Origin of the sequence: Devosia polycyclovorans, from assembly GCF_042181575.1 — a bacterium.
GTDB classification, from domain to species: domain Bacteria; phylum Pseudomonadota; class Alphaproteobacteria; order Rhizobiales; family Devosiaceae; genus Devosia; species Devosia polycyclovorans.
On sequence record NZ_CP170082.1, the window covers coordinates 2,360,454 to 2,372,533 of the forward strand.

A 12,080-nucleotide genomic window follows, 5' to 3' on the forward strand; every position below is an offset into this window, starting at 1 on the left:
TGACAACCGGGACGGACGCTAAACCTCTACGATTGCTTCGATTTCGACGGCAGCCCCCATGGGCAGGGATGCCACCCCGAAAGCGGCGCGAGCATGCTTGCCCTTGTCGCCAAGGACACCAACCAGCAGGTTGGACGCGCCATTGGCGACCAGGTGCTGCTCGGTAAAGTCGGGAGTCGAAGCCACCAGCACGGTCAGTTTGACGATCTTCTTGACCTCGTGCAGCGGAACACCCGCCATGTGGACGATCTGGGCCAGAATGTTGACAGCGCAGAGCTCGGCGGCGTTGCCGCCCTGGACCACGTTCATCGTGTCTCCCAGAAGGCCCTGCACCACCCCGCTGTCATTGCTGGACAGCTGGCCGGACACATAGAGCAGGTTGCCACTGCGGTTGACCGGCACGTAGCTGGCCACCGGGGCCTTGGGTGCGGGCAGTTCATAGCCATATTCGCGGAGCTTTTCGATCGGGTCGGTCATCTGGTCTTGCCTTCGAGGTCGTCTGCTTCTTCTTCGGATATCGGGCCCGATGGTGTTTCGGGTCGAGCGGTATATAGCTTGCCACGCACGACGGCGGTACGGCCAAAACGCGTGCGCACCTTGTCCATGGCCCGTTCGGCCGCTGCCCTTCTGGCCACTTGCGGCTCAAGAAGGTCGCCGGGATCGGTGCCATCTGCCATCTCCAGGCCAGAAACGCCAATCCCGATAAGGCGGAATGGCGTTCCGTCGATCTCTCGCGCCAAAAGGTTCATGCCCGTTTCGTAAAGAACGTTGGCAAGCTGTGTCGGCATCATCAGGTGTCGTGCCCGTGTGCGCAACTTAAATCCAGCCGTCTTGAGCTTGATTGTGACCGTGTCGCCGACCAGACCCTTGGCCTTGAGGCGTTCCGACAGGCGTTCGGAACATTTGAGAAGTTCGGTGGACAATTCTTCAAGGCTGGCCAGATCGCGGAAGAAGGTTGTCTCTGAGGAGACCGTCTTCATTTCGCCATCTGAGGACACTCGGCGGGCGTCCTGTCCCAGCGCTAGTCTGGCAAGGCGCGCACCCGCCTCGCCGTATAGGCGGATCAACCGCGCCGGGTCCTCCTGCTGGAGTTGGCCAATGGTCTGGTACCCGTCTTTCTTGAGCGTATCATAGAAAACCTTGCCGACCCCGAAGATCAGGTTGATCGGTTTGGGCGCCAGGAATTCCAAGGTCTCGGCTGCGCCGATGACGGCAAAGCCGCGCGGCTTGTCGAGATCCGAGGCGACCTTGGCCAGGAACTTGTTGTGACTGAGGCCAACCGAAATGGTGACGCCAATTTCCTGCTCGATGGTTCGGGCAAAGCGGGCCAGGCTCAGGGCAGGGGGCGCCTTATGCACACGCTCGGTCCCGGTCATGTCCAGAAACGCCTCGTCGATGGAGATCGGCTCGACGAGAGGGGTCATGGCGTCCATATGGCGGCGAATCTGGCGGCTGACCTCAACATATTTCGCCATGTCTGGCTTGATGACCACGGCATCGGGACAGAGTTCCCGCGCCTTGAACATGGGCATGGCGGAGCGCACGCCGGATTGACGGGCAATGTAGCAGCAGGTCGAGACAACGCCGCGCTGTCCGCCGCCGATGATCAGGGGTTTGTCGCGGAGCGAAGGGTTGTCGCGTTTCTCCACCGAGGCATAAAATGCGTCGCAATCGACATGAGCGATGGACAGGGCGAAGAGTTCGGCATGACTTCTGAGGCGTGGTGAGCCGCAGGCCGGACACCGGCCCGGGACCGTCTCGCTTGAGCCAGCATGTAGGCAGTCGCGGCAGAACCAATCCGTGGCCATGTCATTGCACAGCGTTGAGGCGATGCCAGACCCGCATGAACTGCTCCGGCGTCGTGCCGGAATTTGCGCAGAGGGCGAGCAGAATCGCTTCGTTTGCGGCAAAGTAGTCAATGAGGCCATGTTGCAGCCGAACCGTACCGACAGCCGAACGAAGGGTGTCGGGGGACAGGCCGGCATGCTGCATGAAGCCGAACAGCTCTTCCGGATTTTCCGCGAGATAGCCCAGGCACAGATCGGCAAGGGTCGAAATGTCGGGTGCGGAATGGGTGGAAGAAGGCACGAGGCGGTCTCACTTGGTGTTTTGTTAGAGTTTGAATGCTAGCCCAGAAACCAGGTGAAAGCGAAGGCCTGCCTGGGGGATGGCCCAAGTTTTCCGGCCAGGGCGCCAGGCGGTGCCAAGCGAGGTATAATGCCCAAGACTGTGATGATCGTGGAAGACAACGAGCTCAACATGAAGCTCTTCAACGATCTGCTGGAATCGCGCGGCTATGCCGTGATCCAGACCCGGAACGGTATGGAGGCGCTTGACCTGGCGCGCGCGCATATGCCGGACCTGATCCTGATGGACATCCAGTTGCCCGAGGTGTCTGGCCTGGTGGTGACCAAGTGGCTCAAGGATGACGATCAACTCGCCCACATCCCGGTGGTGGCCGTTACGGCCTTCGCCATGAAGGGTGACGAGGAGCGCATCCTGCAGGGCGGCTGCGAGGGCTACATTTCCAAACCAATTTCGGTGTCTCACTTTCTGGAAACCATTGCCCACTACATTGGGCCTGCCTGACCGGCGCTTTGGGAAGCGCGATCGGTTGCGGCGGGCTTGAAGCTGGCGGGGACACGCTGGCGGGCCGTACCAGTCCGGGGTAGTGCAGTGACCGCGCGTGTTCTGATCGTCGATGATATTCCAACCAATGTCCGGCTTCTCGAAGCCCGGCTGAGCGCGGAATATTATGAAGTCCTGACCGCTACCTCCGGCGCCCAGGCATTGGACGTTTGCGAGAATCAGGATGTCGACATCGTCTTGCTCGATGTCATGATGCCTGAAATGGATGGGTTCGAGGTGTGTCGGCGCCTCAAGGCCAATCCCAAGACACATCACCTGCCCGTATTGATGATTACTGCGCTCGACCAGGCATCGGACCGGGTACAGGGGCTTGAGGCCGGTGCAGACGACTTCCTGAGCAAGCCGGTGGACGACACGCAGCTCATGGCCCGCGTGAAAAGCCTGGTGCGGCTCAAGTCCTTGACCGACGAGTTGCGCGCGCGCGCCCTTACCGGCCAGCAGATCGCCATTGAAGATGCGCTGCGGGCCATGGACAGTATTTCGGCCAGCGGCGGCTCGGTGTTGATCATCGATACTGACCGCCGCCATGCAGAGCGAATTCAGGGTTATCTGACGCCAGACCATAAGGTCGACATTCTCACCGCACCGGCCGATGCTGTGTTCCAGGTGGCAGGTGGGGGCTACGAACTGGCTCTGATCAGCATGAGCCTTGATGATTTCGATCCGCTGCGAGTCAGTTCACAGGTTCGCACTGTCGAGCATGCGCGGAACCTGCCGATCATCCTGATGGCCGATGCTTCCGATAAGCCGCGCGTGGTCCGGGCCCTTGACCTGGGGGTCAACGACTATATCAGCCGGCCGGTGGAGCGGAACGAGCTGCAGGCTCGTGTGCGCACGCAGATCCGCCGGCATCGCTACGCCATGGAACTGCGCGAGAGCGTCAACAACACTATGGCCCTGGCCGTTACGGATGAACTGACCGGGCTCTACAATCGGCGCTATTTCGACCGCCATCTGAATGTGATGCTGAACAAGGCGCAGGAGCAGGATCGGGACATCGCACTGATGATTCTGGACATCGACCACTTCAAGGCGGTCAATGACAACCATGGCCATGATGTGGGCGATGCTGTGTTGCGTGAATTTGCGGCCCGTCTCAAGCGTAATATCCGCGGGGTCGATCTGGCCTGCCGATTTGGCGGAGAGGAATTCGTGGTGCTGATGCCTGACACCGACACCGGACAGGCAGAAGCCGTGGCTGAACGTGTCCGCCAGGCCATGGCGGAAAAGCCGTTTGAAGTGGGACCTTCGCGCCCGCTATCGGTTACCGTTTCCGCCGGCGTAGCGCTCAAGGACAATCAGGTGGATACACCCGAAGGCATGATCAAGCGTGCCGACGTGGCGCTGTACCGTGCCAAGCGAGAAGGGCGAAACCGGGTCATTTTCGACGCGGCGTAGCGGCTGATCGCTAAAATGCCCGGCATTAGGGTTATTTGTTATAATTAACAATCGGTTGCGCACTCGCCAAAGCGGGATTCGCTTGGCGTTTCGATGGGTTGGGATTAGGGTCATCAACAGACGGTCTTGGGAGAAATCCCAATACCGCCCGCTCCCTACGGCCCATCTCAGGTCCGCCGCAACTCCTGAGTTCCCGTAGGGCGGTTGGTCCGGATGCGGACAGAGTGGCCTCTTCGACATGCCGCTCCGGACCAGCCACTCTTTCCAATCATAGTTGGACGCGTTGTGCGCAGGCACCTGTGGACGCAGTGGCGCCCATTCCTCGTGAAAGACCCATCCGGCGCCTGTGCGAGGAGTGGGGAAGCACTGCCGGAGCGCATCAGACACAAAACAAAACCCCCGCAATCTTTTGCGGGGGTTTGTTCATTCAAAGCAGGAAACCAGATTATTTGATCTTGGCTTCCTTGAACTCGACATGCTTGCGCACGACCGGGTCGTACTTCTTGAAAGCCAGCTTTTCGGTCTGGGTGCGGGCATTCTTCTTCGTCACGTAGAAAAAGCCGGTATCGGCCGTCGAGACGAGCTTGATCTTGATGGTGGCGGCCTTGGCCATTTCTGAAGTCCTTCACAAAGCGAAAAGCGCTGCAGCGGGGCAGCGCCGGAATTTGCGCGCAACCTACGGATTTGCGGGCCATTGTCAAGTGATAGGATGGAGCCGAGGAGAACTCACATGACCCAACCGACAGCCCTGCTCAGCAAGTTGCAGATCAAGGCCGGGGCCAAGCTCTGGCTCATCAATGTTCCGCGCGCTCTTGCCGAGGAAATATCCGCAGGCGCGGAGGTTGAGATCGTGCACGAAGCGGACGGATATGACGGCGTATTGGCCTTTTTCGGGACGGCTGCGGAGGTGCCGGCGCTCATGCCGCGAATACTCGCGCAAATGCCGCGCGATGGTCTGCTCTGGGTGGCTTATCGCAAGGGGCCACAAGCCAAAGCGGCTGGCCTGAACCGAGACCTGGGCTGGGAAAGCCTCAGTGCCGCCGGGTGGCGGCCTGTGCGGGCGGTCGCCCTCGATAACACGTGGTCAGCACTGCGGTTCCGCCCGCGAGAACTGGTCAAGGCGAAGGAAGGCAGTTCCTTTGGATAATCAGTCGCGCTGACCGGTACCGAATCCATACATGCGATTGGCCCATTGCAGGCCGACAATAGCACCCTTGATGGAAGGCAGCATGGCCAGCGGCAGGACGATGGCCAGCGGCACCATGGTCACCACATAGGTGATGGGCTGCACATGGTAGGTCATGTCCAGATGCAGCATCAGGAAGATGATGATGTGGCCTACTATGGTGATGGCAATATAGGGCGGGAAGTCATCGGCCCGGTGGTGACTGAGTTCTTCGCCACAGGCGTCGCAGTGGTCAACCGTCTTTAAATAGGCGCGGAACATCTTGCCCTGACCACAATGGGGGCAGCGGCAGAGCGTACCGCGCCACATGGCTGTACCAATGTGGCGCGCGTCGAGAGTGCGGGACTGATCTGTCATCAGTTACCTCTTTCTCCGGCCAGTGGGTCTGGAGGACTTGGGGCCGAAGCTTCGTGGTGCACCTTTTCTGGGGCGTCTGCCAGATGGCGGATTGCCGCGCTTGCCTTCCGAAAGGAGCTCGAAGCGTAACGCGCCGGCTACGGGTGCAGCTTCGAGCAGACGAACTTCAACGCGATCGCCAAGGGTAAAGGTTTCCCCAGTTCGCTCCCCAATCATGGCCTGCCGTTCTTCGACGAAGCGATAGTAGTCCTGCCCGAGCGTGGAGGCCGGGATAAACCCGTCGGCGCCGGTCTCGAGCAGACGGATGAAGAGGCCCGAGCGTGTAATTCCCGAGACACGACCCATGAAGCGAGCCCCGATGCGTTCGGAAAGGAACTGCGCCAGCAGGCGATCAGACGTCTCGCGCTCCGCGAGCATGGCGCGGCGCTCGGTGGCTGAAATGTGCTGACCGATGCCGGTGAGCTTGCTCACCTCCTGTTCGGTCAGGCCGTCATCGCCGAGCCCAAGCGCACGGACCAGGGCCCGATGCACGATCAGGTCGGCATAGCGGCGGATCGGCGAGGTGAAATGGGCGTAGCGGTCGAGATTGAGGCCGAAATGACCGTAATTCTCGGCTGAATACTCAGCCTGCGCCTGGCTGCGCAGCACCATCTCGCTGACCTGTTCGACATTGCCGGCCTTGCGGGCCTGATGCAGGATGCCATTGAAATCCGCCGCGCGAACGCTGTCGGATTTCTTGACAGCAATGTCGAGGCTGCCGAGGAACTCACGGAGTGCCTGAAGTTTCTCGGACGAAGGCTCGTCATGCACGCGGTACAGCAACTCGCTGCGCTTTTGTTCGAGCGTTTCGGCGGCCGCGACATTGGCAGCGATCATCATCTCCTCGATGAGGCGATGGGCTTCGAGGCGCTCGGGCACATGAATGTCCCGGACCATGCCCTTGTCGTCGAGCAGGATTTTCCGCTCGGGCAGGTCGAGGTCAAGCGGCCCACGCTGGTCGCGGGCACCCGCCATGGCCTCGTAGGCGTCCCATAGGGGCCGCAGGATCGGTTCAAGCAAAGGGCCGGTCTGATCGTCCGGGTTGCCGTCAATGGCCGCTTGCGCCTGCTGGTAGGACAGCTTGGCTGCAGAGCGCATCAGGATGCGATGAAAGCTGTGGTTTCTCTTGCGTCCGTCGGCCCCCAGCACCATGCGCACGGCCAGGGCCGCCCGGGGGACACCTTCCTTCAGCGAGCATAGTTCGTTGGAGATGCGCTCGGGCAGCATGGGCACGACGCGGTCGGGGAAATACACCGAGTTACCGCGCAGATAGGCCTCGCGATCAAGCGCCGTGCCGGGGCGTACATAGGCCGCGACGTCAGCAATCGCGACGGTGACGACAAAGCCGCCTGTGTTGCCCGGATCCTCGTCCGGTGCGGCGTGCACAGCGTCGTCATGGTCCTTGGCATCGGCCGGGTCGATGGTGATCAGCGGCAAGTCGCGCCAGTCCTCACGGCCCTTGAGCGTGGCTTCCTTGGCCTCCTCAGCCTCGCGGATGACGCTTTGCGGGAAGACGTGGGGGATTTCAAGATTGTGGATGGCGATCAGCGAAATGGCACCTTCCGAGTGCGGATTGCCGATGACCGAGGTAACCCGGGCGCGCGGAATCATCAGTCGACCGGAGAATTTGACCTCCACTTCCACCAGGTCGCCGTCGGATGCTTCGCCAAGGTCGCCCATGGCAATGCGCATTTCCTTCTGCTTTCGATCCACCGGGATCAGGCGAGCGCCATCCTCGTCCTTGCGGACGATGCCGATATGAGCGCGGCGCGGCTTGTCCAGCACCTTCATGGGCTTGGCGGTGTAGTTCGGGATTGCGTCGTCCCCAGCGTCGATACGCGCGAGAATGCGGTCTCCGGGGGCAGGCGCCACGCGAGCGCGCGGGCCCACGAGAACGCGGACGCGCGGCATTTCACCTTCCTCGGGATTCCACTGGGCCGGAAAGGCGTGCAGGTCGTCCGGGTCGGCATCGCCAGGAATGTCGAGCACCGTGACCGGAGGAAGTGCGGCGGTACGGCGGAGCGCCTTGCGGGTCCGCGTGATGACCCCTTCACCTTCGAGTTCGGCCAGCATGTCCTTGAAGGGACGGCGCAGATCGCCGCGGATGCCAAACACCTTGGCCAGATCACGCTTGCCCTTGATGTTGTCTTCCTGGGCAAGCGCTTCGAGCAATTGCTCCCGTGTCGGCAAGCGCTCCGCCACGGGCAGTCGCGGCCGCTTCGGACCAGAGGTGTTCTTTGATTTTGGGGTTTTGGCCATGAATAGCGTGTTCTTGAGGTTCGATCCCTATGTAGGGGATCGGAGGCGCTTTGCCAAACGCGGCCGTCACCATGCACGTGCGCAGAGTCACTCACCCTCTTGTGACAATGGGCGGTGAAAGGCTAGACCTTGGCCAATGCCAAGAAGAGGGGTGGTTTTATGCCCGCCGAAATACTGCCGCTGATCTTCGCCCTGGTGCTGGGATATCTTTCCGGCTCGATACCCTTCGGCCTGATCCTCACCCAAGCTGCCGGCATGGGCGACATAAGGACCATCGGGTCGGGCAATATCGGGGCGACCAATGTGCTGCGCACGGGCAACCGACCGATCGCTGCGGCAACGCTGGTGCTCGATGCACTCAAGGCCGTGGCTCCCATTCTGGTAGCGCGCTATTTCTGGGGTGAAGACGCCGCCCGCGTCGCGGCACTCGGCGCCTTTCTCGGGCATTGCTTTCCGGCCTGGCTGGGCTTCAAGGGCGGCAAAGGCGTCGCGGTGATGATCGGGTCCCTCCTGGCCCTCAGTTGGCCCGCTGGCCTGATCTTTTGTGCCGTGTGGCTGCTGATCGCCTTTACCCGCAAAATATCGTCACTTGCCGCGCTAACCGCTGCGGCAACTGCGCCGATCTTTGCCTATGTGTTTACCGGGGAGCGACTCGCCCTCGTCGTAACCGGGCTGGCGCTGCTGCTGTTCTTCCAGCACCGCGAGAACATCGTCCGGCTGCTCAAGGGGACCGAGCCGACCATTGGTGGCGGCAAGAAGGCAGGCTGATGCAGGCGGGCCGGGTGACCAGAGAGCTGACGCCGGCCCAACGCATTGCCTGGTTACGGTTGATCCGCACCGACAATATCGGGCCGGTCACGTTCCGGCAGTTGCTCAACCGCTTCGGTTCTGCCGAGGCCGCAATCGAGGCGCTGCCCGACATCAGCGCCAAGGCGGGCCGGCCGATGTCACCCGTCAGTCAGGCCCGGGCGGAGGATGAACTGGCGCGTCTCAACCGCTATGGCGCGCGCATTGTGGCACAGGGCGAGCCGGGCTATCCCGAGCATTTGCTGCAGATCTCCGGCGCGCCGCCGCTGCTGACCCTGGCGGGTGGCGAGCGGCTGGACTGGCGCCGGACTGTCGGGATTGTCGGTGCACGCAATGCGTCGAGCGCCGGGATCAAGATGACCCGAATGCTGGCCGCCGAGCTTGGCGAGGCAGGGTACTCGGTGGTTTCGGGGCTGGCCCGCGGGATCGACACGGCTGCGCATCGGGCGAGCCTGGCGACCGGTACGATAGCGGTGCTGGCGGGCGGCTTTGATCGCATCTACCCGGACGAGAACATCCCGTTGGCACACGACATTCTCGACAATGGCGGGGCTCTGCTGACCGAAATGCCGTTGGGGTGGGAGCCAAGGTCTCGTGACTTCCCAAGACGTAACCGTCTGGTTTCGGGTCTGTCGCTGGGAATTGTCGTTGTGGAAGCCGCCAAGCGCTCAGGGTCGCTGATTACAGCCCGACTGGCGCTTGAACAGAACCGGGATGTGTTTGCCGTTCCCGGTTCTCCGCTCGATCCGCGCGCGGAGGGTGGCAATCTGTTGATCCAGCAAGGTGCGCGGCTGGTGACCAGTGCGGCCGACATCATCGAGGTTGTGAGTAGTGTGGATCCGGCGCGTCAAGCGCTGTTCGAGCCTGAGTGGCTACCGGATGAGACCGCCTCGCCGTCTGTCGAACCGGCATCAGATGACCGTAGCAAGCTTGTTCAAGCGCTCAGCACAACGCCAGTTGAGGTGGATGAACTGATTGCCCAGACGGGGATAGCGCCGCAGGTGATGCAAATCCTGCTGCTGGAGCTCGACATTGGCGGACAGATCGAGTGGTCGAGCGGCCAACTGGTGGCGCTACGCTATAGTTAGAGAAATATCGGCTCTTCGTGGAGCTCTATGCCGAAGCGTGCCAATACCGTTGCTTTGACATGGTTCGCCAAGGCCGCGATGTCGGACTGTTGCGCGCCGCCGTGGTTGACGAGGACCAAGGCGTGACGCTCAGAAATGCCGGCCGGTCCCATGCGGTAACCCTTCAGACCGGAATTCTCGATTAGCCAGCCTGCGGAGAGTTTTGCGCGTCCGTCAGCCTGCGGGTAGCAGGGGGCAGAGGGAAATTCTTCCAGCACAGGGGCGGCGTTCTCTGTGGTGACAATCGGGTTCTGGAAGAAAGAACCGGCATTTGGTGTCGTCCGCCAGTCGGGCAGCTTGCTGGTGCGTAGCGCGATGACCCGCTCCATGACCTTTTGCGGGTCGAGTTCTGTCGCATCCGCGAGATCCGTGAGGCCGGCGAATCTCAGATTGGGTGTCCATGACTGAGGCAAGGCCAGGCGCACCGAGAGCACGACATATCTGTTTGGTTGTTGTTTGAAGGTGCTGTCACGATAGCCGAACGCGCAGTCTTTCTTGTCTATTGTCAGGGTGGCGCCAGACGCCCGATCATAGGCTGTCAGGGAGTGGAATATATCGGCCAGTTCGGCGCCATAGGCGCCAATATTCTGCACCGGTGCTGCGCCGACCGTGCCGGGGATGAATGCCAGGTTCTCAAGTCCACCGACGCCCTGGTTCACTGTCCAGCGCACCAGATCATGCCAAACCTCGCCTGCCGCGGCTTCGATCAGCGTTGCCTGGCTCGTCTGCTCGACGATCGACCGGCCTCGCAGGGCAAGCAGGGCGGTGATGCCATCGAACCGGGAGGACAGCACGACATTGCTGCCGCCGCCCAGAATCCGCAGCGGCAAGTTTTGCGTCGCGGCATAATCGAAGAGTGCCGGCAAAAGGGCAGGCTGATCGATCATCACGGCGAAACGTGAGCGAGCCCGCAGCGCCAGAGTGTTGTGGGCGGTCAGGTCAAAATCAGGAATCAGGGCTGTAGCAATGTCGGTCATCGGGCGCATAGACATCACTTTTGCCGTCCCTCAAGCAAGAGAGAATGCGGCCCCGGCACGGATGTGCGGGGCCGCAAACGCGCGTCAGCGTCCGCCTTCGATCTTGCGATGCCGCTGATTGATGCCGCCGGTCCCATAGGGATAGTCCGCCAGTTCCGGCTTACTGACGGTGCCCAAGCGATCCAGTTCCTCAGTTGTCAGGGCCAGGCCTGCCGCGCCGAGATTGTCGCTAAGCTGCTGTTCGGTGCGGACACCCAGGATTACCGACGTCACTGCAGGCTGTGCGGCTGTCCAGGCCAGTGCAACCTGCGCCATGCTGACGCCGCGCGCTGTGGCAATGTCTTCGACAGTTCCAATAACGTCCCAGGTGCGCGTTTGGGCGTTGCGGGCCTCATAGGCCTCCATCCCGCGCTTTGGGTTCTCGCCCAAGCGGCTGGCGCCGGTCGGCATCTGATCACGCTTGTATTTACCCGAGAGCCAGCCGCCACCGAGTGGAGACCAGGGCAGCAGACCCATTTTGGCGTCCTGACAGGCGGGAACAATTTCGTGTTCAATGTCGCGAACAAGCAGATTGTATTGCGGCTGGAGGGTCACGGGTGGCGCAAAGCCCTGCAGCTTGGCGATCCAGACGGCCTTGGTGAGCTGCCAGCCAAGAAAGTTCGAAAAGCCGTAATAGGCGATCTTGCCGGCGCTGATGGCGTCATCGAGAAAGCGCAGGGTCTCCTCGATCGGGGTCAGCGCGTCCCAGGCATGCATCTGGTAGAGGTCGATCTGCTCGACGCCGAGCCGGCGCAGTGAGGCGTCGAGTGCTTCAGAAAGATGCTTGCGCGAAAGACCGATATGGTTGGGACCATTGCCCATGGGGAAGCGCCCCTTGGTCGCCACAACCAGATCACGCAGCTTCTTGCTCTTCAGCCAGCGGCCCACGATTTCCTCGGATACACCGGCCGAGTAGACATCGGCGGTGTCGAGGAAGTTGCCGCCAGCCTCGACATAGGCGTCCATCAAGGCGTGTGCGTCGGCTTCGTTGGTTTCAGCCCCGAAGGTCATGGTGCCCAGGCATAGATGCGAAACGACGGCACCGCTGTTGCCGAGATTGCGATACTCCATTGATTTTCTTCCTCGATTGCGTCGGCCATGATTGCCCATCTTGTGCGACAGCAAGTGCGGCTTAGTCAGGCATGGCGATTGTTTGCTAGAGCGCAGGACGCGCTTCGCCATCTGAGCATGTATGGAAGATCATGTGCAAGGTCTGTATCGTCGAATGCCGATGTATTGAAG

The 12,080-nt window shown here is 61.2% G+C and carries 13 protein-coding genes; 5 read left to right on the forward strand and 8 right to left on the reverse strand.

Annotated features, from left to right (window positions below; translation table 11 throughout):
* Nucleotides 1-18 precede the first annotated feature (18 nt).
* Genes ACE4RL_RS11855 through ACE4RL_RS11865 form a run of 3 tightly spaced genes read right to left on the reverse strand, consistent with a single transcriptional unit; the run spans nt 19 to nt 2,088 of the window.
* The gene (locus ACE4RL_RS11855) at nt 19-477 is read right to left on the reverse strand and encodes a RidA family protein (RefSeq protein ID WP_375597340.1); all 459 of its coding nucleotides are present in this window, start codon (nt 475-477) and stop codon (nt 19-21) included.
* A complete protein-coding gene (locus ACE4RL_RS11860) occupies nt 474-1,808 on the reverse strand; it encodes a DNA polymerase IV (RefSeq protein ID WP_375597341.1) in 1,335 nt (444 codons plus the stop codon). The genes ACE4RL_RS11855 and ACE4RL_RS11860 overlap by 4 nt, the downstream gene beginning before the upstream one ends.
* Nucleotide 1,809: 1 nt before the next feature.
* Entirely contained in the window at nt 1,810-2,088 is a 279-nt protein-coding gene (locus tag ACE4RL_RS11865) for a DUF3572 family protein (RefSeq protein WP_375597342.1), read from the reverse strand.
* 129 nt (nt 2,089-2,217) lie between these two features.
* Between ACE4RL_RS11865 and ACE4RL_RS11870 the strand changes: the two genes are divergently transcribed.
* Complete coding sequence (locus ACE4RL_RS11870) at nt 2,218-2,589, forward strand: response regulator (protein ID WP_297104846.1); 372 nt, start codon at nt 2,218-2,220, stop codon at nt 2,587-2,589.
* Nucleotides 2,590-2,676: 87 nt separating this feature from the next.
* Entirely contained in the window at nt 2,677-4,047 is a 1,371-nt protein-coding gene (locus ACE4RL_RS11875; protein WP_375597343.1) for a PleD family two-component system response regulator, read from the forward strand.
* Nucleotides 4,048-4,492: 445 nt separating this feature from the next.
* Here ACE4RL_RS11875 and rpmG read toward each other — a convergent pair whose 3' ends face one another.
* Nucleotides 4,493-4,660 (reverse strand): 50S ribosomal protein L33, encoded by a 168-nt coding sequence (gene rpmG / locus ACE4RL_RS11880; protein WP_046104197.1) that lies wholly within the window; start codon nt 4,658-4,660, stop codon nt 4,493-4,495.
* A gap of 117 nt (nt 4,661-4,777) precedes the next feature.
* Between rpmG and ACE4RL_RS11885 the strand changes: the two genes are divergently transcribed.
* Nucleotides 4,778-5,194 (forward strand): hypothetical protein, encoded by a 417-nt coding sequence (locus ACE4RL_RS11885; RefSeq protein WP_375597344.1) that lies wholly within the window; start codon nt 4,778-4,780, stop codon nt 5,192-5,194.
* Here ACE4RL_RS11885 and ACE4RL_RS11890 read toward each other — a convergent pair whose 3' ends face one another.
* Nucleotides 5,195-5,590 (reverse strand): DUF983 domain-containing protein, encoded by a 396-nt coding sequence (locus ACE4RL_RS11890; protein ID WP_375597345.1) that lies wholly within the window; start codon nt 5,588-5,590, stop codon nt 5,195-5,197.
* Nucleotides 5,591-5,593: 3 nt separating this feature from the next.
* Nucleotides 5,594-7,888 carry a ribonuclease R gene (rnr, locus tag ACE4RL_RS11895; RefSeq protein ID WP_375597346.1) on the reverse strand — a complete coding sequence of 765 codons (2,295 nt, stop codon included), beginning with the start codon at nt 7,886-7,888 and terminating at the stop codon, nt 5,594-5,596.
* A 159-nt stretch (nt 7,889-8,047) separates the two neighbouring features.
* Here rnr and plsY point away from each other — a divergent pair, with 159 nt between their 5' ends.
* Nucleotides 8,048-8,656 carry a glycerol-3-phosphate 1-O-acyltransferase PlsY gene (gene plsY, locus ACE4RL_RS11900; protein WP_375597347.1) on the forward strand — a complete coding sequence of 203 codons (609 nt, stop codon included), beginning with the start codon at nt 8,048-8,050 and terminating at the stop codon, nt 8,654-8,656.
* Complete coding sequence (dprA, locus tag ACE4RL_RS11905; protein ID WP_375597348.1) at nt 8,656-9,783, forward strand: DNA-processing protein DprA; 1,128 nt, start codon at nt 8,656-8,658, stop codon at nt 9,781-9,783. Before plsY ends, dprA begins: the two co-directional genes overlap by 1 nt.
* Here dprA and murB read toward each other — a convergent pair.
* Both murB and ACE4RL_RS11915 read right to left on the reverse strand, forming a co-directional pair.
* On the reverse strand, nt 9,780-10,814 hold the full coding sequence (murB, locus tag ACE4RL_RS11910; protein WP_375597349.1) for a UDP-N-acetylmuramate dehydrogenase: 1,035 nt from the start codon (nt 10,812-10,814) through the stop codon (nt 9,780-9,782). The genes dprA and murB overlap by 4 nt on opposite strands.
* A 69-nt stretch (nt 10,815-10,883) precedes the next feature.
* Nucleotides 10,884-11,909: an aldo/keto reductase gene (locus ACE4RL_RS11915; protein WP_375597350.1), complete on the reverse strand. Its 1,026-nt coding sequence runs from the start codon at nt 11,907-11,909 to the stop codon at nt 10,884-10,886.
* Nucleotides 11,910-12,080: the final 171 nt, after the last annotated feature.

Coding starts and splice junctions, on each gene's coding strand:
- plsY (WP_375597347.1), top strand. CDS start 8,048: ATGCCCGCCGAAATACTGCCGCTGATCTTCGCCCTGGTGCTGGGATAT.
- rnr (WP_375597346.1), bottom strand. CDS start 7,888: ATGGCCAAAACCCCAAAATCAAAGAACACCTCTGGTCCGAAGCGGCCG.
- ACE4RL_RS11885 (WP_375597344.1), top strand. CDS start 4,778: ATGACCCAACCGACAGCCCTGCTCAGCAAGTTGCAGATCAAGGCCGGG.
- ACE4RL_RS11855 (WP_375597340.1), bottom strand. CDS start 477: ATGACCGACCCGATCGAAAAGCTCCGCGAATATGGCTATGAACTGCCC.
- dprA (WP_375597348.1), top strand. CDS start 8,656: ATGCAGGCGGGCCGGGTGACCAGAGAGCTGACGCCGGCCCAACGCATT.
- rpmG (WP_046104197.1), bottom strand. CDS start 4,660: ATGGCCAAGGCCGCCACCATCAAGATCAAGCTCGTCTCGACGGCCGAT.
- murB (WP_375597349.1), bottom strand. CDS start 10,814: ATGTCTATGCGCCCGATGACCGACATTGCTACAGCCCTGATTCCTGAT.
- ACE4RL_RS11890 (WP_375597345.1), bottom strand. CDS start 5,590: ATGACAGATCAGTCCCGCACTCTCGACGCGCGCCACATTGGTACAGCC.
- ACE4RL_RS11870 (WP_297104846.1), top strand. CDS start 2,218: ATGCCCAAGACTGTGATGATCGTGGAAGACAACGAGCTCAACATGAAG.
- ACE4RL_RS11860 (WP_375597341.1), bottom strand. CDS start 1,808: ATGGCCACGGATTGGTTCTGCCGCGACTGCCTACATGCTGGCTCAAGC.
- ACE4RL_RS11915 (WP_375597350.1), bottom strand. CDS start 11,909: ATGGAGTATCGCAATCTCGGCAACAGCGGTGCCGTCGTTTCGCATCTA.